The sequence below is a fragment of the Streptomyces sp. NPDC048623 genome, from assembly GCF_040650755.1.
GTDB lineage: Bacteria > Actinomycetota > Actinomycetes > Streptomycetales > Streptomycetaceae > Streptomyces.
Window position 1 is genome coordinate 46,268 of record NZ_JBEZHV010000001.1, and the last position, 24,580, is coordinate 70,847.

Consider the following 24,580-nt stretch of genomic DNA (forward strand, 5'->3'; position numbering starts at 1 on the left):
GATCTGGGGGCGAAAACGCATGCGAGCACTGCGGATGGTGCTGATCATTGCCGTGGTGCTCGGCGGGCTGCTGGTCGGCGTGGACCGGGTCGCGGTCGCGTACGCGGAGTCGGAGGCCGCCGACGGGGTGCGGGTCGGCGCGGTGCGGCCCGAGTCCACGGACGTGGACATCAAGGGCTTCCCGTTCCTCACCCAGGCCGCCGGCCGCAGCTTCGACGAGGTCGAGGTGAGCCTCACCGGCGTCCAGGTGATGGCCGGGGGCCGCCCGGTGCGGATCGGTGAGATGACCGCCACGCTGCACGACGTGACCCTGACCGACGCCTACGCGATCGAGCGGGCGGGCAGCGCCGACGGCACCGCGCTGATCGCCTACCCCGACCTGGCCAAGGCCTCGGGGCGGGACGCGCAGGTGGTCTACGGCGGCGACGGCAAACTGAAGGTGACGGGCGGGGTGCGGATCCTCGGCCGGACGCTGACCAGGAGCGTGCTGTCCACGGTGACCCTGGTGAACGGCGACACCATCCGGGTGCGCGCGGACGAGGTGCCCGGCGAGGGCATCCCGGGCCTGGAGCGCATGGTGCGGTCCCGCACCGACTTCGACCGCAGGATCGAGGGCCTGCCGCAGGGCATGCGGCTGACGAAGGTCGAGGCGCGGGAGAACGGCCTCGTGGCGACGGTGACCGGCGAGAACGTACTGCTGCGCGCCGGCTGAGGTCCCTGATTCCGGACCGCTGGACACCTGCTGATCACATTCTGAGACGGCGGCGTCCGATCCGTAGAAAGTGAAGGGGCGCGGGCGCGCGGCGGGCGTCCGCGGGAGATCCGTACCCTCTTCGTATCCCACATGCCGGATGATCGCGTCTCAAAATACGACACACCGGTGACACGGCCGCCGGTCCGTCCCTACGATCGAGGGCATGAAGCGACAGGCGGAACTCACGAAGCGGCGGGCAGTCGACCTGTGCCGCGTCGCCGCCATGCTCTGTCGCTCAGTCTGAGCGGGACGTACACCTCCCGTATTCCCTCAGGCCCCTACGACTGATGTCCCTGCGACGTGATGTCGGGGCCACCCCTGCGCAGCCGTACGCCGTCGTGCGCCGACGCGTACCCGCACCACCCTGCACGAACCGCCGCACACTGCCCCGGAGGAGAAACAGCATGGCTCGCAGCGACGTCCTGGTCGATGCCGACTGGGTCGAGGCCAACCTCGACAACCCGCAGGTAGCCCTCGTCGAGGTGGACGAGGACACGTCCGCCTACGAGAAGAACCACATCAGGAACGCCATCCGGATCGACTGGACCAAGGACCTCCAGGACCCGGTCCGCCGTGACTTCATCGACCAGGAGGGCTTCGAGAAGCTCCTCTCGGCGAAGGGCATCGGCAACGACACGACGGTCGTCCTCTACGGCGGCAACAACAACTGGTTCGCGTCGTACGCCTACTGGTACTTCAAGCTGTACGGCCACCAGGACGTGAAGCTCCTGGACGGCGGCCGCAAGAAGTGGGAGCTCGACTCCCGCGACCTGGTCGACGGCTCCGAGGTCCCGAACCGCCCGGCCACCGCCTACAAGGCGCAGGCGCAGGACGCCTCCATCCGCGCGTTCCGCGACGACGTCGTGGCCGCGATCGGCAACCAGAACCTCGTCGACGTGCGCTCGCCCGACGAGTTCTCCGGCAAGCTCCTCGCGCCGGCCCACCTCCCGCAGGAGCAGTCGCAGCGCCCGGGCCACGTGACCGGCGCCCGCAACATCCCGTGGTCGAAGAACGCCAACGACGACGGCACCTTCAAGTCGGACGAGGAGCTCAAGGCCCTCTACGAGGACGAGCAGGTCGACCTGGCGAAGGACACCATCGCCTACTGCCGCATCGGCGAGCGCTCCGCGCTCACCTGGTTCGTCCTGCACGAGCTGCTCGAGGTCCCGAACGTCAAGAACTACGACGGTTCGTGGACCGAGTACGGCTCCCTCGTCGGCGTGCCGATCGAGCTCGGCGCCAACAAGTAAGCCCTCCCTCGTCCTCCCCTCTTCGACCGTAAGGATTCCTGACATGTGCGGAGCACAGCCCGGCGGCCCCGACGCCTCGACGATCAAGCCCGGTGAGACCACCATCCAGGGCTACGTGACCAAGGACGGCCAGCCGGTCACCGGCTACGTCCGCCTCCTGGACTCGACCGGCGAGTTCACGGCCGAGGTCCCGACCTCCGCCACCGGCCAGTTCCGCTTCTACGCGGCGGAGGGCACCTGGACCGTCCGCGCCCTGGTCCCCGGCGGCACCGCCGACCGCCAGGTCGTGGCCCAGCACGGCGGCCTGGCCGAGGTCGCCATCGCGGTCTGATCTTTCCGCGCCTCTCGCACCGCTCGGCGCCGGGGCGCCTCACGGGCTTCGCGCCGCTGCGCCGGACTCTGTCCGTCGGATTTCCGTCCGCCGGACTCCGACGCGGCGTGAAGCCACACCGACCGGCCGAAGGGCCGTGCCTCCTGGGGGTTGGACGCTTTCCGGGACTTGAGGCACGGCCCTTCGGTCCCTTTTCCCGACGCGCCTCTCGCACCGCTCGGCGCCGGGGCGCCTCACGGGCTTCGCGCCGCTGCGCCTGCCGACCTCCCGCCCCACCCCTGCTGTCCGGCACACACCGCCGCGGCGCGTGCCGGACGGCACCCCATCGGAGGCGACCCCATGCCCGCCATCGACAGCGACCGCGTCACCGTCTTCCACATGTTCGGCGAGCTCTTCGCCTACACCACCCGCTCCGAGGTCGGCCTCCGTTACGGCGAGATCGGCATCGTGGCGGCCCTGGGGTCCGCGACTCCGCCCGGCTCGCGGACCTGCGCGAGGCGAAGTGGGAATTCCACAAGCTCAAGCAACACCGCTCGGCCTCGCCCTAGCCTGCTTCCGACGTTGCTCGCGGCTGTCCCAGGCAGGGCTCCGGTCGTACGCTGAAGGTGTGTACGCACGGCGACGGCGCGTCTACTTCTGGATGATGGGCGCCTGCCTGGTGCTTTTCGTGGGCGCCTGGAGTGTCGTGCGGCTGTTTTCGGTGCCTGCGGCGATCGCCCTGTGCCTGGTCGCCATGGTCATCCCGCCGGTCGCGGCGATGATCGCGAACCGGCGCGGCCCGGAGGACCGCTGGTGGGACGACCCGACGGGTGACAAGCAGTCGGACGAGTGGTGGGACGAGCTGGACGGCAAGAAGAAGCCGGACCGGTGAGGAGGGCGCGGGCGGGATGGCGCCCGCTGCGTCCTGACCGCCCTGCGGTCAGGCCTCGTCGAGGTGGGCGAGCGTGGTGATGAGGCGTTCGGCGATGTCCGCCGGCCACGGGAAGGCGACGGTCACCAGCCGCTGGTGGGCGAGCCCGTGCAGGCCGAGCCACAGGGCAACGGCGTCGGCGACCGGGTCGCTGCTGGTTGCGCAGCCCGCGCGGACGCAGTCCTCGAGAGCGTCGGCGAGCAGTGTCAGGCTCTCCCCGCCCAAGGAGGAGACGTCGCCTTCGGTCACCGAGCTGCTGCCCAGGTCGGGCATCCAGGCCCCGCCGAACATCGTGCGGTAACGGCCAGGGTGCTGGTCCGCGAAGTCCAGGTAGGCGTTGCAGAAGGCGAACAGCCGTTCTCTGGCGTCACTGCCCGCGGCGTCCACGGCGCTGCGCAGATCGGCCTCGAGCATGGCGAAAGCCTGCTGCACCACGGCCAGCATGATGCTCGGCTGGTCGGGAAAGTGGCGGTAGATCGAGGGAGCGGCCACTCCTGCCCGGCGGGCGATGGATCGCAGGGTGACGCTGCTCTGGTCGCCGCTCTCCTCGAGCAGCTCGGTCGCCGCGGCCATGATGTCCTCGCGCAGGCGGCCCCCCTCCCCGCGGGGGTTACGAGTGCGGGCGGGCCTCGGCGAGGCGGGTGTGGGCATGTCTTCTCCCAGGTCGTCGTCTTACGCGGAAAAACTTACAGCCGTTCACCTTGCGCGCTCAAGAATTACACGCGTAAGCTTACGGATGTCAGGGAAGTTCCGGACCAGGAGCCCATCGTGCTTGTCAGCCCTCCCACCACCACTGCCACCGAGATCGTCCTGCCCGGGAAGGTCGAGCCGAGCGGCCTCGAAGTCCGTGTCCGGGAACTTCCCGCCCCGGCCGAGGGAAAGGTCGTCTTGCGGATGGACGCGACGGGCGTGTCCTTCGCCGAGCAGCAGATGCGCCGCGGCAAGTACTACGACCAGCCGCCCTTCCCCTTCGTCCCTGGATATGACGTGGTCGGCACGGTCACCGCCGCCGGTTCGCAGGCCGATGCCGCCCTGATCGGGCGGCGTTTCGCCACGGTCACCAAGGTCGGAGGCTGGGCCAGTCATCTGCTGGTCGACGCCGCGGACCTCGTTCCCGTGCCGGACGAGGTGGACGCCGTCTCCGCCGAGACCGTGGTGGTCAACGGGATCACTGCCTGGCAGATGCTGCACCGGATCGCCAAGGTGCGCAGCGGGGCGACGGTCGTGGTCCTGGGCGCCAACGGCGGCGTCGGTTCCACTCTCGTGCAACTTGCCCGACACGCGGGCATCGAAGTGATCGGGACGGCGTCAGCCCGTCACCACCAGCACGTGCGCGATCTGGGCGCCGCCCCGGTCGACTACCGCGACCCGGACATGTATCAGCGCATCCGAGAGATCGCGCCCGACGGCGTCGACGCGGTGTTCGACCACGTCGGCGGGCCCGGCCTGAAGGAGTCGTGGGGGCTGCTCCGCCGGGGCGGGACCTTGGTGTCCTACGGCACGGCGGCCACGAAGAACGACGACGGCAACTCCCAACTGCCCGTGTTGCGGTCGGTCGCCCAGCTGGCCCTGTGGAACTGCCTGCCCAACGGAAAGAACGCGCACTTCTACAACTTCTGGGCCGGCAAGCGACGCCTTGAAGCCTTCCGCAGTCGGCTGCGCGAGGACCTCACCCAGGTGCTGAGGCTGCTGGCCGACGGGGCGCTCACCCCGCAGATCGCCGCCCGGTTCCCGCTGGCCCAGGCCCATGAGGCGCTGGCTCTTGCCGAGTCCCGCACGGTGGCCGGGAAGGTCATCATCGTTGCGGATCCGCACCAGTGACCATCGCGCCCGCCGGCTCACGGAGCAGGCACCACGAGCTCAAGATCGTCGCCGCCTGGGCCGCCGCCTGGAGCGGCACCGACCCGGCCGCCCTGGGTGCCCTGTTCACCCCGAACGCCACCTACACCGATCAGGGAATCGGTGTCACCATGACCGGCCGCGACCAGATCTCCGGCTGGAAGGCCCGCACCGACGCCACGATCGAGGACGTGAAGGTCACCGTGAACCACGCCTGGCGCAGCGGTGACCACATCACCATCGAGGGCGTCTACGCCGGCCACATCAAGGGTGCACCCAAGCCCTTCGCGGTCCCGGTGGTGACCCTTCTCGACACCCACGGCCGACAGATCACCTCCGACCAGGACTTCTACAGCCTGAACGCGGTCCTCGCCCAGTCCGGCCTGCCCGCCGACTGGACCCCCAGCGCAGGCTGACCACGGCGCCGGCCCAAGACGACGGTTCGCGCCCGCCGCACCGCTGCTGACTGCACGCCCTAGTACACCAGCGCCTGGGTGTCGTCCGACATCGCTTCCTGGACGAAGACCTGCGCGCCCGCGATGCGGATGCCCTTCAGGACCTTGTCCTCGGTGATCTCGCGGCGGGCCGCGCACTGGGTGCAGAGGGTGATGCGCCCGGCCGCCAGGATCGAGTCGATCAGGTCGGGGAGCGGCGCGGCGTGCGGGAGCTCGAACTCGGCCGCGCGGCCCGGGAGGGCGAACCAGGAGGACTCTCCGGTCAGCCAGAGGGAGACCTCGACGCCGCTCGCGACGGCGACGGCGGCCACGGTGAAGGCCTGGGAGCAGCGTTCGGGGGCATCCGCCCCGGCGGTCACCTTGATCACGAGCTTCTTCGCCATATACCGAACTGTAATGCGGTTCCCGGCAACCTCATGCACCACTCACGTGTCAGCTAGGCGCGCGGGTAACGGAATCCGCGCGTCTAGTCTCGTGGGGGGACTGCTTTGGAAGCCTCAGAAGCGGTGGGATCCGCTCAAATCACCCAGGCGCCCGTGCCCGATCCGGCACCGATACCCGCACCGGCGCCGGTTCCGACTCCCGATCCGGCCGCCGGGCCGGATGCCGGGCCGGATGTCGGTCCGGTTGCCGATCCGGGTTCGGCCGCGGAGCCGGACGCGGGGCCGGCTCCGCGCCGCCGGGTCGGCCGTACGGTCGCGCTGATCGCCGTCGCCGCCGTGCTCGGCGTCATCGGCGGCACCGCCGTCGGCTACGGCATCCAGGCCGAGCGCGAGCCCACTCCGCTGCCGGCCCTCAACCAGCCGGGCCTCGCCTACCCGGCCGCGCCGCTCCCGAAGGGCCAGGAGCCGGCGCCGCTCTCCGCCGCCGAGGACCACCAGGCCAAGGCCGACGGGGACCTGCGCAAGCTGCTCGTGCCCCGCCCGGCCGGCGCCCGCGAGGACGAGTACGCGCCCCGCGACGGCTGGTACGACCTCTCCTCGTACGCGGCGGCCTTCAAGGACGAGAGCTGGATGCTCGAGTTCCTCAGCGAGAACCGGGTGCGCCGGATCGCCGTACGCAGCTGGGCCTCCGGCGAGCACCGCTCGACGACCGTGCACCTGGTCCAGTTCCGCGCCTCGTACGTCCTCGGCGCCGTCGAGCACGCCGAGGGGCAGCGGGGCTACATGCCGGAGAAGAAGTTCGCGGGCAACGAGGGCGACGCGCTCAAGGGCAGCGGCAACGGCCGCTACTACCTCTACCCGGTGGAGCGGAAGGCCGGCTATCTCGACCTCTACCGCGCCCGGGCCATCTTCCAGCGCGGCGACGTGATGGTCGACATCACCATCTACGACACGAAGAAGATCAGCAAGAGCGACATCCGCTCGCTGGCCGAGAAGCAGCTGGAGCGCCTGTGAGCGAGCACCCGATCCCTGACTCCGAGGAGACCGAGCAGGCATCCGCCGCCCCGGCGCCTGGCGAGCCCGGAGAGCCCGGACAGGCCGGCGAGCCCGGACAGGCCGGAGAAGCCGGAGAAGCCGGCGAGGCCGGCACGCCCGACACGACCGGCACGACCGGCAGGCGCGGGCGCAAGCTGCTCACCGTCGTCCTGCCCGCCGTTCTGGTGCTGGGCGCCGCCGGTGGCGGCATCGCCTACACCGCCGTGACCGTCTCGGACGCCGACCGTTCGGCCGAGACCGTCGCCTGGCAGGACCCCGAGGGGGACCCGTCCGGGAAGTCCGCGCAGAAGGTCGTCAAGGACCCTGCCGAGGGCGCCCTCAAGGGCCGCGCGAACACCCCGATGAGCAAGCTGCTGCTGCCCGCCCCCAGCGGCTTCCACCTCGGCCCGGACGCCGACTCGTACGGGAACGACGGTGAGCTGGGCGAGAAGGAGGCGGTCGCCCTCCTCAAGAACGACGCCCGCGGGCTCTCCGGCAAGAAGCGCCGCGACTTCGAGAAGCGGATCGACCGGCTCGGCGTGCAGGGCATCGGCGTGCGCTCGTTCAGCTCGGACTCCAACGACCTCGTCGTGGAGGTCCAGATCGTCCGGATGAAGAACAAGCAGCGGATCCACGACCTGCACGAGGTCAAGGGGGAGATCGCCGAGATCCTGAAGTTCCCCAAGGGACCGAAGATCGAGGGCCACAAGAACTCGGCCTGCTACCTGATGCCGGACTTCGACGCCGAACAGGACGGCGGGGACAAGGGCGACGACAAGGACTCCGAGTCGGCGCTCGGCGGGATGACCTGCTCCGCGTACGACTCCGATCTGCTGGTCTCCGTCCGGGCGTACGGCTCGGCGCCGTTCGAGAAGAGCTCCGTCGCCGACCTGGTGAAGAAGCAGCTCGACCACATCAAGTCCCCGGGGGAGTACGTATGAGCGAGCAGCAGACGGTCTCCGAGACCGCGCCCGAGACCGCGCCCGAGACCGCGCCCGAGACCGCGCCCGAGACCGCGCCTGAGGCCATGGCCGGGGCCGTGCCCGAGGCCGTAAAGGAGCAGGTGGCGGCGCCCGAGCCCGCACCGGAGTCCGCGCCCGAGCCCGCCACCGACACCACCTCCACCCCCGCCCCCACGCCCGGCAAGGCGCGGCGCGTGCTCGGGGCAGTCGCCCGCTGGACGGCGGCCGTGCTGGTCTGCGGCGGCGTCGGCGCCGGCACGGCGGCCGGCATCACCTCGATGGAGCGCACCGACGTACCGGGCCTCGCCACCGAGAGCGACGGCCGGTGGGACTACCCGCGGCTGACCCTCCCACCGCTGCCCGAGGGCTCCCCGCGGCCGTTCACCCACGGCAACGAGGGCGAGATCCACCACGCCGACCTCCGCAAGCTGCTGCTGCCGGCCCCGGCGGGCGCCACCGTCGACCCGAAGGCGGACGGCGGCTGGACGAGCACGGACGCGTTCCTGTCCCTCTACGGGAAGGACGAGCGGCCTGCTCTCGCGCAGGCCCTCGCCGACTCCACCCTGCGTCACATCACGACCCGGTCGTGGACGATGCCGGACGGCACGCGGAGCAGCATCCACCTGCTGCGCTTCGGGTCGGTCGCGTACGCGGAGGAGTTCAAGGACACGCTCGTGGCCTCGGACGACGGCGACGTCGTACCGGAGGTCCTGCCGGCGGCCGCGCAGGGCGCGAAGATGGACAGCTTCGGCGACGACATCGAGGTACCGGACACGCGTCCGTACATCTATCAGGAGCCGCAGCCGTACGGCCCCGAGCAGACCCGCTGGGCCTACATCCAGGCCGGCGACACGCTGGCGCTCGTCGTCCAGTCCCGCAAGGGCGAGGCCCTGGCCGTACCGTTCCAGCAGACGGTCACCCTGCAGAACCAGCTCCTCGGCTGACGGCGCAGCCCCGGCGAGACCCACCTCACCGAGAGGGTCCGGCCCCCCGCCCACTAAGCTGGGGGCCGGCCCGTCCGCCTTCACCGCTCACCGAGGAGCACCAAGTGATCGTCTTTTTCGAAACTCTGCTGGCGCTCGTCTGTGTCGCGGTGCTCGCCTTCGCCGGTCTGACCGTGAAGAAGCTGTACCAGGGCCAGCGCTGACAGCTGCCGGCTGACAGCTGACAACCGAACGAGAACAGATCGCCTGAGCTGCTCATGATCCAGATCCCGTCCGACCTCGACCCGTCCCTCGTCCCCCTCGCGTTCCTGCTCGGTACGTGGGAGGGCGCGGGCGTCTCCGACTTCCCCGGCGCCGAGAAGTGCAACTTCGGCCAGTCCGTGACGTTCAGCCACGACGGCCGGGACTTCCTCGAGTACCACTCGCACACCTGGGTGCTCGACTCCGAAGGCAAGCAGGTCCGCCCGCTGGAGAGCGAGAGCGGCTACTGGCGCATCGACAAGGACCGCCAGGTCGAGATCGTCATGGTCCGCGACGACGGTGTCGTCGAGGTCTGGTACGGCGAGCTCGCCGACCAGAAGCCGCAGATCGACATCGCGACGGACGCCGTCGCCCGCACCGCCGCCTCCGGCCCGTACAGCGGTGGCAAGCGCCTCTACGGCTACGTCAAGAGCGACCTCATGTGGGTCGGCGAGAAGGCCACCCCCGAGGTGCCGCTCCGCCCCTACATGTCGGCGCACCTGAAGAAGGTCGTCACTCCGGAGGAGGTCGCCGAGATGGCGCGCAACCTCCCCGACATGCCCGACGACGGCATCGCCTTCTTCAAGTAGTCACGCAGTCACGTAGCCGCGTAGTCGAGTAGTCACGTAGTCAAGCAGGCGAGTGGACCGGCCCGTGTCCGCCACGCCCTCCTACACTGGGGGGCGTGGTGAGCACCGACTGGAAGAGCGACCTGAGGCAGCGCGGCTACCGGCTGACGCCTCAGCGCCAGCTTGTTCTGGAGGCCGTGGAGGCGCTGGAGCACGCGACCCCGGACGAGATCCTGGGCGAGGTCCGCAGGACCGCGTCCGGCGTCAACATCTCCACCGTCTACCGGACCCTGGAGCTCCTGGAGGAGCTCGGTCTGGTCAGCCACGCCCATCTGGGGCACGGAGCGCCCACCTACCACCTCGCCGACCGGCACCACCATCTGCACCTGGTCTGCCGGGACTGCTCCGAGGTCATCGAGGCGGACGTGGAGGTGGCCGCCGAGTTCACCGGGAAGCTCCGCGAGACCTTCGGCTTCGAGACGGACATGAAGCACTTCGCGATCTTCGGCCGGTGCCGGGACTGTGCCCACAAGGCCGCGACCGCCGGGTCGAAGGTCCCGACCACGGAGTCGTAGCGGAGTCGTAGGCTCTTCCTATGCAGCGACTTTCCAAGCTCAGCCCCCTGCTGTCCCTGCCCGGCGCCGTCCCCGCCGAAGGCCGTGACGAAGGCGTCGCCGCGCACTACGGCGACCTGTTCCGCGAGCAGCGGACCCTCGCCGACGGCACCGGTTTCGTCGACCTCTCGCATCGCGGTGTCATTACCGTCACCGGCTCCGACCGCCTGAGCTGGCTGCATCTGCTGCTCACCCAGCACGTCAGCGAACTCCCCGCCGGCCAGGCCACCGACGCGCTGATCCTCTCCGCGAACGGGCACATCGAGCACGCCCTCTACCTCGTCGACGACGGCGAGACGGTGTGGGCGCACGTCGAGCCGGGCACGCAGGACGCGCTGCTCGCGTACCTGGAGTCGATGAAGTTCTACTACCGGGTCGAGGTCGCCGACCGCACCGACGACTTCGCCGTCGTCCACCTCCCGGCAGGCTCGATCGCCGCCGCGCCCGAGGGCGTGGTCGTACGGGAGACGGCGCACGGCCGCGACCTGTTCCTGCCGCGCGGGGACCTGGAGGCGTTCGCGGGTACGCACGGGCCGGCGGCCGGCATCCTCGCGTACGAGGCGCTGCGGATCGAGGCCCACCGGCCGCGGCTCGGCTTCGAGACCGACCACCGGACCATCCCGCACGAGATCGGTCTGATCGGCAGCGCCGTCCACCTGCAGAAGGGCTGCTACCGCGGCCAGGAGACGGTCGCCCGGGTGCAGAACCTGGGCAAGCCGCCGCGCCGCCTGGTCTTCCTGCACCTGGACGGCAGCGAGGTGCTGCTGCCCGGACACGGCACGCCGGTACGCCTGAAGGCGGACGGCGAGGAGGGACGCCAGCTGGGCTTCGTCACCAGCTCGGCGCGCCACCACGAGCTGGGCCCGATCGCCCTGGCCCTGGTGAAGCGGAACGTGCCGGTGGACGCCGAACTGATCGCGGGGACGACGGCGGCGGCCCAGGAGACGGTCGTCGAGCCGTAGGGGAACCCGTACGGGAGGGTCACACCTCGATCAGGACCGTGAACGGGCCGTGATTCGTGAGCGAGACGCGCATGTCCGCTCCGAACCGGCCCGTCTCCACGTGCGCGCCCAGCTGCCGCAGCTGCGCGACCACCTCGTCGACGAGCGGTTCGGCCACCGGGCCGGGCGCGGCGGCGTTCCAGGTGGGGCGGCGGCCCTTACGGGCGTCCCCGTACAGGGTGAACTGGGAGATGACGAGCAGCGGCGCGTTCACGTCGGAGCAGGACTTCTCGCCGTCCAGTACCCGGACGGACCAGAGCTTTCTGGCCAATTGCGCCGCCTTCTCGGGAGTGTCCTCATGGGTCACCCCGACCAGGACGCACAGCCCCTCGCCGACGATCTCTCCGACGGTCTCCCCTGCGACGACGACGCTCGCGCCGTCGACCCTCTGCACCACTGCTCGCATACGGACCAACCTACCGATCGGCCCACCGGCCGACACGGGGAGGGCCGAACGGGTGCAGAGCGCCTGCGTCCGCCCGGTCCGCAGTGGCACCATGCGTGTCAGGCGGTGCGGCCGACCGCACCGGTCGAGGGGACGATTCACATGAGTGCACCTGGCACCGGGCCCACGCCGCCCGGTCCCGTACCGCTGACCACCACCACCACGACGACCCGCTCGGGCGTCTCCGGCTCGGGCGCCTCCGGCTCCGGACCCGGTGGTGCCGTCGGGCGTCCGCCCCTGCAGCGGACCGCCGAGCCGGAGCTGCCCGACGGGCCGCAGCCGGATCTCGGCGCCCTGCGGCTGCCCGAACTGCGCGCGCTGCGCCGCGACGCGCAGCGCGACGAGGCCGACCTCAGCTACGTACGGCGGATGCTGCAGGGCCGGATCGACATCCTGCGGGCGGAACTGGCGCGGCGCACCGACCCGGAGGCGCCGGTCCTCGACCGGCTGTCCGAGATCCTCGCGGACACGCCGTCCGGGCCCGGGGCGGTGGCGCGTTCGGCGCGGCACGTGACGCTGTCGACGCCACGCAGCGAGGAGTACCGGCGGCTGGCGTCCGAGATGCTGTCGGAGGTCGAGCTGTCGGACCTCACGGCGCGCACGGACGAGGAGCTGCACCTGGCGATGGCGCGGCTCGCGGGCTACGAACACCAGGTGTCGCGGCGCCGGCAGCAGCTCCAGCGCACCGCGGACGACTGCAGCGCGGAGATCGCCCGCCGGTACCGGGAGGGCGAGGCACAGGTCGACGACCTGCTGGCGTGAGCCGTACGGGCACGGGCCGTACGGGCACGGGCTGCATGGGCACGGGCAGCGGGCGCGCCTCCACGCGCGCGTGGAACAGCCCTGCGCGCAACGCGCGCGTGCGGAGACCCGGGTCGGAGACCCGGGTCGGAAACCCGGGTCGGAAACCCGGGTCGGAAACCCGGGCCGAAACTCGCGTGCGGGCTCCCGACGCGCCCGCATAGCCTCGAAGGATGAGTCCTGAGGTGCGCGCGATCGACGAGTCCGAGTTCCGGGAGTGGCTGCTCGCCAAGCGGACCGGCTTCCTCAACCCTCCGGTGCTCAAGGACGAGGAGGTCGCCGACCGGCTGCCGCACACGGACCTCTCCCGCACCTACGGCGCCTTCGACCGGGGCCGGATGGTCGCCACCTTCCACTCCTTCGACCAGAAGCTGTCCACCGTCGGCGGCGCGAGCCTCGCCGCGAACGCGGTGAGCGCGGTCACCGTCTCCCCGACCCACCGCAGGCGCGGTCTGCTCAGCCGGATGATGACGGCCGACCTGGCGCGGGCGAAGGAGCGCGGCGACGCGTGCGCGACGCTGATCGCCGCCGAGTACCCGATCTACGGGCGGTTCGGCTTCGGCGTCGCGAGCTGGGTGACGGAGTGGCTCGTCGACGTGACGCGTTCGGGCCTGGACCACCGCTGGTCGGGCGAGGCGGACGGCGGCGTCGGTGGTGGCGGGCGGATCGACTTCTCCGACGGCGCCGAGATCCGCGAGGAGGGCCCGGAGCTGCACCGCCGGCTCGCCGCGCAGCGTGCCGGGGTGACCGCCCGTACGGCGCGCGGCTGGGACATCGGCACGGGGAACTCGTACCCCTTCGAGCCGTGGACGGAGCCCTTCTACGCGATGTACCGGTCCGCCGCCGGCGAGGTCGAGGGCTATGTCGCGTACACCGCCGACGACAAGTGGAACGACCGGAAGCAGCCGGTCAACACGGCAAGCGTGCGCGATCTGATCGCGGTCACTCCGGCCGCCGAGCGCGCGCTGTGGCGCTTCGTCTGCTCGGTCGACTGGATCACCCAGGTGCGTACGGGATACCGCGCGCCCGACGACGTACTCCCGCTGCTGCTTCCCGACCCGCGCGCCGCGCAGGTCCTCACGCACGCCGACATGGTGTGGCTGCGGATCCTGGACGTACCGAAGGTGTTCGCACCGCGGACGTACGCGACGGAGGGCGTCCTGGTCCTGGAGGTGAAGGACGCGGCGGGGTACGCGGGCGGGCGCTTCCGCCTGGAGGCCTCTCAGGCGGGTGGCGTGTGTGCGCCGACCACCGCCTCGCCGGATCTGGTCCTGGACGTGGCCGAACTGGCGACGCTGGCGCTCGGCGACGAGTCGGCGGTACGCCTCGCCGCGCTCGGCCGGATCGAGGAACCGGTGGCCGGCGCGGCGGCACGGGCGGACCTGCTGCTGCGTACGTCGCGGCGACCGTGGAGCATGGACATCTTCTGATCGAGAACGGGTGAAGGGGTGACCGTGAGCGGGCTTCGGGAGCTGAAGAAGGAGCGGACGCGGCAGACGCTCTCGGACACCGCCGTCGAGCTGTTCCTCGAACGGGGCTTCGACGCGGTGTCGGTCGCGGAGATCGCGGCGGCGGCGGAGGTGTCCAAGCCGACGCTGTTCCGCTACTTCCCGGCCAAGGAGGACCTGGCGCTCTACCGGTTCGCCGATCATGAGGACGAGCCGGCCCGCGTGGTGGCCGCCGCGCGCGCGGCGGGCGCCGAGCCGCTGGCGGCGCTGCGCGACCACGTGCTCGCGGGTCTGGAGCGGCGCGACCCGGTGACGGGTCTCAACGACGATCCGCGGGTGCTCGCCTTCCTGCGCCTGCTGTACGGGACTCCGGCGCTGGTCGCCCGGATGTCCGCGTACCAGGGGCGTTCGGAGGAGCTCCTGGCGGCGGCGCTGGGCGGGGAGGGCGGGGAGGACCAGGACCCGCTGGCGGCGCGGCTCGCGGCGGCGCAGATCGTGGCGGTGCTGCGGGTCCTGGCGCAGGAGAACGTGCGGCGGGTCGAGGCGGGGGAGCGGGTGGAGGAGCTGCTGCCGGCGGCGGAGGCGGCGACGCGGGAGGCGTTCCGGCGCCTCGCGGAGGGCCTGCCGTACTGACGACGAGGGCCGGTCGAGCGACGGTGAACGGCCGAGCGAACTGACCGGGTAAAAAATGTTACCGAGTAACGCTCTCGGGGTACTCTCGTGTCATGAAGCTCCTCCGAGACGACCTTCGAGACGACCTTCGACGTGACCTCCGACATGACCTCGGCCGGGACCTCGACCGGGAACGCGCTCACCACGACGCCTGCCGCGCCGCCCTCGTCCGTATGACCGAGGACGTCGAGGAGCAGGTGGTCATAGGCGAGGACACCGCCGCGTCCGGGGCCGACGCGGAGGCCCTCGGGTACCACCTGCGCAGCCGCGCCAAGGTCTTCCGGGAGATGCCGCCGGGGCCGCTGTTCTTCGGCCGGCTCGACCGCGAGGACGGGCAGGTGCACCACATCGGGCGGCGCCGGATCGCCGAGCATCCGGCCGCGCCGCCGCTCGTCGTGGACTGGCGGGCGCCGGTCTCCCGCGCGTACTACCAGGCGGGCCCGCAGGACCCGCGGGGCGTGGTCCGGCGGCGGCGGTTCGGCTGGGCGCCGGGCAGCGCGGGGGCGTCGGAGGACCTGACGGCGATGGAGGACGAGCACCTGACCGATGCTCCTGATGCCGGGGGCGCGGCGCCCGGTCGGGTGGGAGCGATCCTCGCCGGGGAGATCGAGCGCCCGCGCGTCGGCCCGATGCGGGACATCGCGGCGACGCTCCAGCCGGAGCAGGACGATCTCGTACGGTCCGGGCCCGCCGAGTCGATCTGCGTGCAGGGCGCGCCGGGCACCGGCAAGACCGCCGTCGGCCTGCACCGCGCCGCGTACCTCCTCTACACGCATCCGCAGCGCCTCCAGCGTTCCGGACTCCTCGTCCTCGGCCCCAACCGCACCTTCCTCTCCTACATCTCCGAGGTGCTGCCCGCGCTCGGCGAGACCGGGGTGCGCCAGTCCACGATCGGAGAGGAGATCGCCCGGCACGAGGTGCGCGCCGAGGACACCGCCGCCGCGGCCCGGGTCAAGCACGACGCCCGGATGGCCGAGGTGCTGCGCCGGGCGCTGTACGCGCGGGTGGACCCGGCGCCCGCCGAGGACGTGACGGTGCCGGACGACTCGTACCGCTGGCGCGTGCCGGCCCGGGAACTGGCCCGGATCGTCGCGGACGTACGGGAGGAGGCCCCGCCCTACGCGATCGGCCGGGAGCGGGTGCGGGCGCGGATCGTGCGCTCGCTCCAGCTGCGCGCCGAGCGGCGGGCCGGGCCGCAGGGCGGTGCGTGGGTGCGCCGGATCGAGCGCGCCCGGCCGGTGTCGGCGGCCGTCGAGGCCTGCTGGCCCAAGGCGACCCCGGAGGAGGTGCTCGCCGCCTTCCTCACCGACCCGGACGACGAGCGGTGGAGCGGCGGCTTGCTCTCGTACGAGGAACGGGCGGCGATCCGCTGGGCGAAGCCCCCGCGTTCGTTCCGCAGCGCCCGCTGGAGCGCCGCCGATCTGGTCCTGCTCGACGAGCTGGCCGGGCTGATGGAGCGGCCCGAGGGATACGCGCATGTGGTCGTCGACGAGGCGCAGGACCTGTCACCGATGGAGTGCCGGGCCGTCGCGCGCCGCGCGGACTTCGGTTCCCTGACCGTGCTCGGCGACCTGGCGCAGGGCACCACTCCATGGGCGGCCCGGAACTGGGCCGGGCAACTGGCCCACCTCGGCAAGCCGGATGCGGCGCTCGTGCCGCTGACCACCGGCTACCGGGTTCCGGCGGCCGTCGTCGAACTCGCCAACCGGCTGCTCCCGGAGCTGGGCGCCGGGGTGCCGGCGGGCCGTTCGCTGCGGGCGGGCGGGGCGGTGACCATACGTCAGGCCGAGGACGTGGCCGGGGAAGTGGCGGAGGCGGTTCGGGCGGCGTTGGAGGAGGAGGGCTCGGTGGGAGTGATCGCGGCGGACGAGGCGGTGGCCGGTCTCGCGGAGGGCCTCGGGGACCGGCCGGGCTCCTCCGGCCGGGTCTCGGTCGTCCCGGCCTCGCTCGCCAAGGGCCTGGAGTTCGACCATGTGGTGGTCGTCGAGCCCGCCGTGATCGTGGGGGCCGAGCCGCGCGGGCTGCACCGGCTGTACGTGGTGCTGACCCGCGCGGTGTCCCGGCTCGACGTGGTGCACCGGGAGCCGCTGCCGCCTGCGCTGGCCCGTCCGGCGCACGAGTCGGGTGCGGCTGGTGACAGGCTGGGGCCATGCGCCCCCTGATCTTCCTGGACGCCGACGGCCCCCTGATCCCCCTTCGGCGGCCCGGCCGCCCACACCTCCGCCGCAGGATCGGTGCCCGCCCGTTGTGGGGCGCCTTGCCGTTCCCCGTTGTGGGCATACGTTCCGCTGGGGCGGAACGGGTGGGCACAACGGACGGCGCCTCTTGCCGGGCCCAGGCTCCCTGCGCCTGAACGCCCAGCCGTACGGCGCCGGCTCCGGGTGCGGGTCCAGGTACAGGTGCGGAACGCGCCCGCATGGGCGCCGTCCCGTGTGCCCACCCGTCCCGCCCCAGCGGGACGAATGCCCACACGGAGGTGGACTGAGCGCCACCCTCCTCCACCGCGTGGACCCACGCACGGGCCTCACGGCGGCGGACTACACGGCGGTACGGGAGTGGCTGGAGCGTCTTGACTGAATAGAGCGCCGGCCCTCGGGGCGCGGCGGCGAAGCGCGCGGCCACGACGGGGACGTCCCGGGGGAACGCTCCCCGCCCTGCCTCCGGGCGGCTCGGATTTCGCCGGGCCGGCGTACCCCGATCCGCCGGGTAGGCGCTACGCGCGGGGCTGGTTGAAGCGGAGCATGTTGCCCGCCGGGTCGCGGAAGGCGCAGTCGCGCACGCCGTACGGCTGGTCCATCGGCTCCTGGAGGACCTCGCCGCCCGCCTTGCGGACGCGCTCGAAGGTGGCGTCCACGTCGTCCGTGCGGAAGATGACGCCGCGCAGCATGCCCTTCGCGAGCAGTTCGGCGGCGGCCTGGCGGTCGGCGGCGGGGGCGTTCGGGTCCGCCAGCGGCGGCTCCAGGACGATCTCGACGTCCGGCTGGGTCGGCGACCCGACGGTCACCCACCGCATGCCCTCGAAGGAGACGTCGTTGCGGACCTCCAGGCCGAGGGCGTCGCGGTAGAAGGCGAGCGCCTTGTCGTGGTCGTCGACGGCGATGAAGCACTGGGCGAGATTGATGGTGTTGTTCATGCCGTCGACGCTACGAGCGCGCCGTGCTTTCCGCTTCTCCGTTCCTGACCGGTTCCGCGACGGGCGCCGTGACTTGCCGGGGCGCCCGCGTCGGGCGGGTCAGGAACTTCGCCACGCACGCCGGGATCGGCTCGCCCGCGTCGTGGTTCCGGGCCCGGTACGCGCTGGGGCTCACCCCGACCAGCTCCGTGAACCGGGTGCTGAACGACCCCAGCGACGTACACCCCACCGCGAAGCAGACCTCCGTCACGCTCAGGTCCCCGCGCCGCAGCAGCGCCTTGGCCCGCTCGATCCGGCGGGTCATGAGATAGCTGTACGGCGTCTCCCCGTACGCGGCGCGGAAGCTGCGCTGGAAGTGCCCCGCCGACATCAGGGCGGCGCGCGCCAGGGCCGGGACGTCCAGCGGCTCCGCGTAGTCGCGGTCCATCATGTCCCGGGCCCGCCGCAGTCTGACCAGGTCGTCGAGGGTGGGTGGCGTCACAACCCCCAGGATGGCACGCGCCCCCTGCCCCGCCCCGGTTTTTCCACAGGCGAGCCTGTTGTCCACAGGTGAGCAGGAATCGAGAAGCACGGCGCCGACCGCCCGCCTAGCCTGGCTCCCAGGAAACGACACGGGGCCGCAGGGAGAGACGATGAGCAAGCCGCACGCCGCCGACAGCCACGATCTGATCCGCGTGCACGGCGCGCGCGAGAACAACCTGAAGGACATCAGCATCGAGATCCCGAAGCGCCGTCTCACGGTGTTCACGGGCGTCTCCGGCTCCGGCAAGAGCTCCCTCGTCTTCGACACGATCGCCGCCGAGTCGCAGCGGCTGATCAACGAGACGTACAGCGCCTTCGTCCAGGGCTTCATGCCGTCCCTCGCGCGCCCCGAGGTCGACGTGCTCGACGGCCTGACCACGGCGATCACCGTCGACCAGCAGCGGATGGGCGGCGACCCGCGCTCGACCGTCGGCACGGCCACCGACGCCAACGCGATGCTGCGCATCCTGTTCAGCCGGCTCGGCGAGCCGCACATCGGCGGCCCCAAGGCCTTCTCCTTCAACGTCGCCTCGATCAGCGGCGCGGGCGCGGTGACCGTCGAGAAGGCCGGCAGGACGGTCAGGGAGAAGCGCAGCTTCACCATCACCGGTGGCATGTGCGCGCGCTGCGAGGGCCGGGGCACGGTCTCCGACATCGACCTGACCGCGCTGTACGACGACTCGAAGTCGCTCGCCGAGGGCGCGCTGACCATCCCCGGTTACACGATGGACGGCTGGTACGGCCGGATCTTCAGCGGCAGCGGCTACTTCGACATGGACAAGCCGATCCGCCGCTACACCAAGCGCGAGCTGAACGACCTGCTCCACCGCGAGCCCACCAAGATCAAGGTCGAGGGCATCAACCTCACCTACGAGGGCCTGATCCCCAAGCTGCAGAAGTCGATGCTGTCGAAGGACGTCGACTCCCTCCAGCCGCACGTCCGCGCCTTCGTGGAGCGCGCCGTCACCTTCACCACCTGCCCGGACTGCGACGGCAGCCGGCTCAACGAGGGGGCCCGCTCCTCGAAGATCGGCAAGGTGAGCATCGCCGACGCGTGCGCGATGCAGATCAGCGACCTCGCGGAGTGGGTACGGGGCATCGACGAGCCGTCCGTGGCGCCGCTGCTCGCCACGCTGCAGCAGACCCTCGACTCGTTCGTGGAGATCGGCCTCGGCTATCTGGCGCTCGACCGCCCCTCGGGCACGCTGTCCGGCGGCGAGGCGCAGCGGGTCAAGATGATCCGGCACCTCGGCTCCTCCCTCACCGACGTCACGTACGTCTTCGACGAGCCGACCACCGGTCTGCACCCGCATGACATCCAGCGCATGAACGACCTGCTGCTCCGGCTGCGCGACAAGGGCAACACGGTTCTGGTGGTGGAGCACAAGCCGGAGACGATCGCGGTGGCCGACCATGTGGTCGACCTGGGGCCGGGCGCGGGGGCGGCGGGCGGCAGCGTGTGCTTCGAGGGCACGGTGGCGGGGCTGCGGAAGAGCGGCACGGTCACCGGCCGGCACTTCGGCGACCGCGCCAAGATCAAGGACTCGGTGCGCACGCCCACCGGCACCCTGGAGATCCGCGGCGCGCACGCGAACAACCTCCAGGACGTGGACGTCGACGTGCCGCTCGGGGTGCTGGCCGTCGTCACCGGAGTGGCCGGCTCCGGCAAGAGCTCCCTGGTGCACGGTTCGATCCCGGCCGGCGCGGGCGTGGTCTCGGTGGACCAGGGCGCGATCCGCGGCTCGCGGCGCAGCAACCCGGCCACGTACACCGGTCTGCTCGACCCGATCCGCAAGGCCTTCGCCAAGGCCAACGGGGTGAAGCCGGCGCTGTTCTCCGCGAACTCGGAGGGCGCGTGCCCGACCTGCAACGGGGCCGGGGTGATCTACACCGACCTGGCGATGATGGCCGGGGTCGCGACGGTCTGCGAGGAGTGTGAGGGGAAGCGTTTCCAGGCCGCGGTGCTCGAATACCGCTTCGGCGGGCGGAACATCGCGGAGGTCCTGGAGATGTCTGTGGGGGAGGCGGAGGAGTTCTTCGCCGCGGGCGAGGCCCGCACCCCGGCCGCGCACCGCATCCTGGAGCGGCTCGTGGACGTCGGCCTCGGCTATCTGACCGTGGGTCAGCCGCTGACCACCCTCTCCGGCGGCGAGCGGCAGCGCCTCAAGCTGGCCACGCACATGGGCGACAAGGGCGGCGTGTACGTCCTCGACGAGCCGACCGCCGGCCTCCACCTCGCCGACGTCGAACAGCTCCTCGGCCTGCTCGACCGCCTCGTCGACTCCGGCAAGTCCGTCATCGTCGTCGAGCACCACCAGGCGGTCATGGCCCACGCGGACTGGATCATCGACCTCGGCCCGGGCGCCGGCCACGACGGCGGCCGCATCGTCTTCGAGGGCACCCCCGCCGACCTGGCCGCCACCCGCTCCACCCTCACGGGCCGCCACCTCGCGGACTACGTGGGCGCCTGACGGGTCGGCCCGGCGGGAGCATCGGACGGCGACGTCCGGGGGAGGATCGGCGGATGCCCCTCGACGTCCCCGTCCTCCCCGCCCGGTCTGGCCACACCCTCCGCCCCTGGCGCCTGTCGGACCTCCCCCTGGTCCGTGAGGCCTCGGCGGACCCGTACATCCCCCTGATCTCGACCATCCCGACCCCCTACACGGACCCGGACGCGGAGGCCTTCGTCCGGCGCCAGTGGGAGCGGGCGAGCACCGGTGCCGGCTACCCCTTCGTGATCGAGACCCCGGCCGGGCGCCCGGCCGGCACCATCGGCCTCTGGCTGAAGGACCTCCCTCAGGGCCGCGCCTCCCTCGGCTACTGGCTCACCCCCGCCGCCCGCGGCCACGGCGCCGCCGCCTCGGCCCTCGCCACGGTCACCACCTGGGCCTTCCACACCCTCCGCATCCCCCGTCTCGAACTCCACGTCGAACCCTGGAACACCCCCTCCCTCCGCACCGCCGAGCACATCGGCTTCCGCCGCGAGGGCCTGCTCCGCGGATGGCAACAGGTCGGCGAGGAGCGGCGGGACATGTACGTGTACGGGCTGCTGCGGGACGACGTGGCGTGACGAGGCGCCGGTGGCGGTCGCGGACCGGCCGGGATCCACCGCACTCGGCACCGAGGCCGACCCGGCCCGGACGGTCGACGCGCTGATCGACCGGACCGCTGACCTGCTCGACCGCGGCGCCATCGCGGCTGGACGGCCGTCGAGCACCGGGAGTGGCTGCGCGAGGGGGTGGCGGCCGAGCTGTTCGGCCGACCGTGACAGGCGGGACCTCAGCTCTAGAACTATTGCAAGCAGGTGCTTGCAATAGTTAGCAGGAGCTGGCATGGTCGGAGCATGGCTTCACTCAACGTCGGCAATCTTGGCGAGTACCTCCGTGAGCAGCGGCGCACCGCGCAGTTGTCGTTGCGGCAGCTCGCCGAGGCCGCGGGGGTGTCGAATCCGTATCTGAGTCAGATCGAGCGGGGGCTGCGCAAGCCCAGTGCCGAGGTGTTGCAGCAGGTCGCGAAGGCGCTGCGGATCTCCGCCGAGACGCTGTACGTGCGCGCCGGGATTCTTGACGAGCAGGAGCGGGAGGAGCTGGAGACGCGGGCCGTCATTCTGGCCGATCCCTCGATCAACGAGCGGCAGAAGCAGGTGCTGCTCCAGATCTACGACTCCTTCCGCAAGGAGAACGCCGCCGAGCAGCAGGCAGCAGCACCGCAGGCAGAACAGCCCGCCGACACGTAGCACCTGAACTTCCGGGAGGACCACGAACATGGCCATCATCGACGAACTCCGTACCCCGCTCTACTTCGCCGCCGGCGCCGCCGACCTCGCCGCGCAGCAGGCCAAGAAGGTGCCCGGGCTCATCGAGCAGCTCGCCGCCGACGCGCCCGCGCGGATCGAGGCCGTGCGCAAGACGGACCCGAAGGCGGTGCAGGAGAAGGCGCAGGCGAAGTTCGCCGAGTTCGTCGGCGGCATCGACACCGACCTGAAGAAGCTCGGGGAGCAGGCCCAGGACCTCGCGCTGCGCGGGGTCGGCGTCGCCGCCGAGTACGCCGTCAAGGCCCGTGAGAAGTACGAGGAGCTCGCCGCGCACGGCGAGGAGACCGTGAAGGCCTGGCGCGGCGAGGTCGCCGACGAGATCGTCGAGATCGCCGTCGTCGTCGAGCCCGAGTCGGAGTCCGAGGCCGGGTCGAAGACCGGGCCGGCGCCGGTCGCCGAGGCCGAGGCCGAGGAGCCGGAGGGCGCCGGGCCCGAGGCCAAGAAGGCTCCCGCCCGCAAGACCACCGCCCGCAAGGCGCCCGCCAAGAAGGCCGCGGTCACCGAGAAGTAGCAGTCGGTCCGCGCGGTCCGGGCGGGCCGGGCACCAAACCCGGTGTCCGGAACGTTGTAACGGGTACCTTGGCCGCGAGGCGCTCCACCCACACACCTAGGCGGTGCTCAGCATGTTGGCGAACGGCTTCGACTCGATTCTCTCCCTGGTGATCTTCCTGGTCTTCACCGGCTTCGCCGTCGTCTCGTTCGCCTTCGCCGCCACGGCGCGCGAGGACGCCTACCGTGCGGCGGACAAGCAGACCAAGAAGTTCTGGCTGATCCTCCTCGGGATCAACCTGATCCTCAACCTGCTCTGGCCGATGCTGTTCCTGCAGATCGCCGGGCTCATCGCCGCCATCGTCTTCATGGTCGACGTGCGGCCCGCCATCCGCCAGATCTCCGGCGGCGGCCGCCGCGGCGGATCCAGCAGCGACGGCCCGTACGGCCCGTACAACGGCGGCCGGTAGGAGAGACAGCCAGAGAGACGTGATCAAGGTCCGGGCGGCTACGCCCGGGCCTTGTCCCGTTCCAGGGCCAGGACCGCGACGTCGTCCGTCAGCTCCCCGCCGTTCAGCGAGCGCACCTCCGTCACCGCCGCGTCGAGCAGTTCCTCGCCGCGCAGACCTTCCGTCAGCTGCCGGTTGATCATGCCGAGCATGCCGTCCTGGCCGAGCCGCGCCGAGCCCGGTCCCGCCGAGCGCCCCTCGATCAGGCCGTCCGTGTACATCAGCAGGCTCCACGACCCGCCCAGCTCGACCTGCCGGCGCGGCCACCGGGCGCGCGGCAGCAGACCCAGGGCCGGGCCGCCGTCCTCGTACGGCAGCAGCTCCGCCGCCCGCCCGTACCGCGCGATCAGCGGCGCCGGGTGCCCGGCGAGGCACAACCCGGCCCGCCGCCCGTCCGCCGAGATGTCCACCGTGCAGAGCGTCGCGAAGATCTCGTCGCTCTCGCGCTCGTTCTCGAGGACCTGCTGGAGGGTGGAGAGCAGCTCGTCCCCGCACAGCCCCGCGAACGTCAGCGCCCGCCACGCGATCCGCAGCTCCACGCCGAGCGCCGCCTCGTCCGGGCCGTGGCCGCAGACGTCGCCGATCATCGCGTGGACGGTGCCGTCCGGGGTGCGCACGGTGTCGTAGAAGTCGCCGCCGAGCAGCGCCCGGGACCGGCCCGGCCGGTAGCGGGCGGCGAACCGCAGGTCGGAGCCCTCCAGGAGCGGGGTGGGCAGCAGCCCGCGCTCCAGGCGCGCGTTCTCCTGCGCCCGCAGCCGCGACTCCGCCAGCTTGATCTTGACGACGTCGTTCCGCTTGCGCTCGACCGCGTAGCGGATGGCCCGGCTCAGCAGCCGCCCGTCCAGCTCCTCCCGGAAGAGGTGGTCCTGCGCCCCGACCCGTACCGCCTCGGCGGCCAGCTCCGCGTCCGCGGACGCGGCGAGCGCGAGCACGGCGTGCCGCGGCGCGAGCCGCAGGATGTGCCGCAGCGGTGCGAGCAGGTCGTCCTCGGACCCGCGGGGGGCGGGCAGGGCGAGGTCGACGAGGACGCAGTGCACGTCGTCGGTGAGGAGCCGCTCGGCCTCGGTGAGGTTGCGGGCGGTGCGGATACGGACCCGGGTCCCGGCGGCGTCGAGCAGCTCGGGTACGGCGAGTGCGCCGCCCGGGTCGTCCTCGACGACCAGGAGCGTCAGGTCGTGGGCGGTGCCGGGCGTTACGGGTGCCGCGGGAGAATCGATTCTCTGGCGCGGTACGGGTACGGGCATCGGTCTGGGTTTCCTTCCCTCCCCCCGAGGGCCGGCACCGACCATAGCGGTACGGCGGGGCGCAGCGGAATGGCGATCACCGAGTGAACCGGCACGGCGGTATGGCATATGCCACGGATGGGGAGGTAGTCGCCGCTCGGAGGCGGCGGGGGCGGGGCGGTGGGCCCTTCGCGCGATGAGAAACGTCACGTCGGGGGTGGACGGGGAAAGGGTACG

Annotated in this window: 28 protein-coding genes; 22 read left to right on the forward strand and 6 right to left on the reverse strand. The window is 71.7% G+C overall.

All coding sequences use genetic code 11. The features are described from left to right. The first annotated feature begins 19 nt into the window (after positions 1–19). From AB0C73_RS00230 to AB0C73_RS00250, 5 genes are all read left to right on the forward strand, one after another. Positions 20–712 (forward strand): DUF2993 domain-containing protein, encoded by a 693-nt coding sequence (locus AB0C73_RS00230; protein WP_362522898.1) that lies wholly within the window; start codon positions 20–22, stop codon positions 710–712. Positions 713–917: 205 nt separating this feature from the next. Beyond that, the gene (locus tag AB0C73_RS00235; protein ID WP_352021666.1) at positions 918–998 is read left to right on the forward strand and encodes an Ms5788A family Cys-rich leader peptide; all 81 of its coding nucleotides are present in this window, start codon (positions 918–920) and stop codon (positions 996–998) included. A 160-nt stretch (positions 999–1,158) separates the two neighbouring features. Beyond that, positions 1,159–2,004 carry a sulfurtransferase gene (locus AB0C73_RS00240; RefSeq protein WP_362522900.1) on the forward strand — a complete coding sequence of 282 codons (846 nt, stop codon included), beginning with the start codon at positions 1,159–1,161 and terminating at the stop codon, positions 2,002–2,004. Positions 2,005–2,047: 43 nt separating this feature from the next. Then, positions 2,048–2,335: a DUF1416 domain-containing protein gene (locus AB0C73_RS00245; protein ID WP_265867432.1), complete on the forward strand. Its 288-nt coding sequence runs from the start codon at positions 2,048–2,050 to the stop codon at positions 2,333–2,335. A gap of 607 nt (positions 2,336–2,942) precedes the next feature. Continuing rightward, entirely contained in the window at positions 2,943–3,206 is a 264-nt protein-coding gene (locus AB0C73_RS00250) for a DUF3099 domain-containing protein (RefSeq protein WP_362522902.1), read from the forward strand. A 48-nt stretch (positions 3,207–3,254) separates the two neighbouring features. Here the strand turns inward: AB0C73_RS00250 and AB0C73_RS00255 are convergent, their stop codons facing one another. Then, a complete protein-coding gene (locus tag AB0C73_RS00255; RefSeq protein ID WP_362522904.1) occupies positions 3,255–3,896 on the reverse strand; it encodes a TetR/AcrR family transcriptional regulator in 642 nt (213 codons plus the stop codon). A 117-nt stretch (positions 3,897–4,013) separates the two neighbouring features. On the opposite strand from AB0C73_RS00255, the gene AB0C73_RS00260 reads away from it, so the two are divergent. Together AB0C73_RS00260 and AB0C73_RS00265 are read left to right on the forward strand one after the other, a co-directional pair. Next, on the forward strand, positions 4,014–5,066 hold the full coding sequence (locus tag AB0C73_RS00260) for a medium chain dehydrogenase/reductase family protein (protein WP_362522905.1): 1,053 nt from the start codon (positions 4,014–4,016) through the stop codon (positions 5,064–5,066). After that, positions 5,063–5,500, forward strand: coding sequence for a nuclear transport factor 2 family protein (locus tag AB0C73_RS00265; protein ID WP_362522907.1), 438 nt, complete (start codon positions 5,063–5,065; stop codon positions 5,498–5,500). Before AB0C73_RS00260 ends, AB0C73_RS00265 begins: the two co-directional genes overlap by 4 nt. Before the next feature lie 59 nt (positions 5,501–5,559). On the opposite strand, the gene AB0C73_RS00270 is transcribed toward AB0C73_RS00265, so the two are convergent. Next, on the reverse strand, positions 5,560–5,922 hold the full coding sequence (locus tag AB0C73_RS00270) for a DsrE family protein (RefSeq protein WP_362522909.1): 363 nt from the start codon (positions 5,920–5,922) through the stop codon (positions 5,560–5,562). A 153-nt stretch (positions 5,923–6,075) separates the two neighbouring features. Here AB0C73_RS00270 and AB0C73_RS00275 point away from each other — a divergent pair, with 153 nt between their 5' ends. The 6 genes from AB0C73_RS00275 to AB0C73_RS00300 all read left to right on the forward strand — a co-directional run bounded on the left by AB0C73_RS00275 (position 6,076) and on the right by AB0C73_RS00300 (position 11,248). Next, entirely contained in the window at positions 6,076–6,936 is an 861-nt protein-coding gene (locus AB0C73_RS00275; protein WP_362522911.1) for a hypothetical protein, read from the forward strand. Beyond that, positions 6,933–7,898, forward strand: coding sequence for a hypothetical protein (locus tag AB0C73_RS00280; RefSeq protein WP_362522913.1), 966 nt, complete (start codon positions 6,933–6,935; stop codon positions 7,896–7,898). Before AB0C73_RS00275 ends, AB0C73_RS00280 begins: the two co-directional genes overlap by 4 nt. Beyond that, a complete protein-coding gene (locus AB0C73_RS00285; RefSeq protein ID WP_362522915.1) occupies positions 7,895–8,863 on the forward strand; it encodes a hypothetical protein in 969 nt (322 codons plus the stop codon). Before AB0C73_RS00280 ends, AB0C73_RS00285 begins: the two co-directional genes overlap by 4 nt. Positions 8,864–9,120: 257 nt before the next feature. Next, positions 9,121–9,693 (forward strand): FABP family protein, encoded by a 573-nt coding sequence (locus AB0C73_RS00290; RefSeq protein WP_362522917.1) that lies wholly within the window; start codon positions 9,121–9,123, stop codon positions 9,691–9,693. Between the two features lie 95 nt (positions 9,694–9,788). Continuing rightward, the gene (locus AB0C73_RS00295; RefSeq protein ID WP_362522919.1) at positions 9,789–10,247 is read left to right on the forward strand and encodes a transcriptional repressor; all 459 of its coding nucleotides are present in this window, start codon (positions 9,789–9,791) and stop codon (positions 10,245–10,247) included. Positions 10,248–10,267: 20 nt separating this feature from the next. After that, positions 10,268–11,248 carry a glycine cleavage T C-terminal barrel domain-containing protein gene (locus tag AB0C73_RS00300; RefSeq protein WP_362522921.1) on the forward strand — a complete coding sequence of 327 codons (981 nt, stop codon included), beginning with the start codon at positions 10,268–10,270 and terminating at the stop codon, positions 11,246–11,248. A 19-nt stretch (positions 11,249–11,267) separates the two neighbouring features. On the opposite strand, the gene dtd is transcribed toward AB0C73_RS00300, so the two are convergent. Next, positions 11,268–11,693 carry a D-aminoacyl-tRNA deacylase gene (gene dtd, locus AB0C73_RS00305; RefSeq protein ID WP_362522923.1) on the reverse strand — a complete coding sequence of 142 codons (426 nt, stop codon included), beginning with the start codon at positions 11,691–11,693 and terminating at the stop codon, positions 11,268–11,270. A 141-nt stretch (positions 11,694–11,834) separates the two neighbouring features. On the opposite strand from dtd, the gene AB0C73_RS00310 reads away from it, so the two are divergent. The 4 genes from AB0C73_RS00310 (at position 11,835) to AB0C73_RS00325 (ending at position 16,815) form a co-directional block, all read left to right on the forward strand. Continuing rightward, entirely contained in the window at positions 11,835–12,494 is a 660-nt protein-coding gene (locus tag AB0C73_RS00310; protein ID WP_362522924.1) for an ABC transporter substrate-binding protein, read from the forward strand. A gap of 212 nt (positions 12,495–12,706) precedes the next feature. Further along, positions 12,707–13,963 carry a GNAT family N-acetyltransferase gene (locus AB0C73_RS00315; protein ID WP_362522926.1) on the forward strand — a complete coding sequence of 419 codons (1,257 nt, stop codon included), beginning with the start codon at positions 12,707–12,709 and terminating at the stop codon, positions 13,961–13,963. An 18-nt stretch (positions 13,964–13,981) separates the two neighbouring features. Next, the gene (locus AB0C73_RS00320; protein WP_362522928.1) at positions 13,982–14,614 is read left to right on the forward strand and encodes a TetR family transcriptional regulator; all 633 of its coding nucleotides are present in this window, start codon (positions 13,982–13,984) and stop codon (positions 14,612–14,614) included. 92 nt (positions 14,615–14,706) lie between these two features. Then, complete coding sequence (locus tag AB0C73_RS00325; RefSeq protein ID WP_362522930.1) at positions 14,707–16,815, forward strand: AAA family ATPase; 2,109 nt, start codon at positions 14,707–14,709, stop codon at positions 16,813–16,815. Positions 16,816–17,366: 551 nt separating this feature from the next. Here the strand turns inward: AB0C73_RS00325 and AB0C73_RS00330 are convergent. Then, positions 17,367–17,786 carry a VOC family protein gene (locus AB0C73_RS00330; RefSeq protein ID WP_362522931.1) on the reverse strand — a complete coding sequence of 140 codons (420 nt, stop codon included), beginning with the start codon at positions 17,784–17,786 and terminating at the stop codon, positions 17,367–17,369. A 10-nt stretch (positions 17,787–17,796) separates the two neighbouring features. Beyond that, positions 17,797–18,216, reverse strand: a complete 420-nt coding sequence (locus AB0C73_RS00335) for a helix-turn-helix transcriptional regulator (RefSeq protein WP_362523827.1) — start codon at positions 18,214–18,216, stop codon at positions 17,797–17,799. 202 nt (positions 18,217–18,418) lie between these two features. Between AB0C73_RS00335 and AB0C73_RS00340 the strand changes: the two genes are divergently transcribed. The 5 genes from AB0C73_RS00340 (at position 18,419) to AB0C73_RS00360 (ending at position 23,081) form a co-directional block, all read left to right on the forward strand. Then, complete coding sequence (locus AB0C73_RS00340) at positions 18,419–20,779, forward strand: excinuclease ABC subunit UvrA (protein WP_362522933.1); 2,361 nt, start codon at positions 18,419–18,421, stop codon at positions 20,777–20,779. A gap of 53 nt (positions 20,780–20,832) precedes the next feature. After that, on the forward strand, positions 20,833–21,378 hold the full coding sequence (locus tag AB0C73_RS00345) for a GNAT family N-acetyltransferase (RefSeq protein WP_362522935.1): 546 nt from the start codon (positions 20,833–20,835) through the stop codon (positions 21,376–21,378). A gap of 273 nt (positions 21,379–21,651) precedes the next feature. Then, entirely contained in the window at positions 21,652–22,044 is a 393-nt protein-coding gene (locus AB0C73_RS00350) for a helix-turn-helix transcriptional regulator (RefSeq protein ID WP_362522937.1), read from the forward strand. 28 nt (positions 22,045–22,072) lie between these two features. Further along, complete coding sequence (locus AB0C73_RS00355) at positions 22,073–22,633, forward strand: hypothetical protein (protein ID WP_362522939.1); 561 nt, start codon at positions 22,073–22,075, stop codon at positions 22,631–22,633. A 112-nt stretch (positions 22,634–22,745) separates the two neighbouring features. After that, the gene (locus AB0C73_RS00360; RefSeq protein WP_362523829.1) at positions 22,746–23,081 is read left to right on the forward strand and encodes a DUF2516 family protein; all 336 of its coding nucleotides are present in this window, start codon (positions 22,746–22,748) and stop codon (positions 23,079–23,081) included. 38 nt (positions 23,082–23,119) lie between these two features. Here the strand turns inward: AB0C73_RS00360 and AB0C73_RS00365 are convergent, their stop codons facing one another. After that, entirely contained in the window at positions 23,120–24,364 is a 1,245-nt protein-coding gene (locus AB0C73_RS00365) for a fused response regulator/phosphatase (protein ID WP_362522941.1), read from the reverse strand. Positions 24,365–24,580 lie beyond the last annotated feature (216 nt).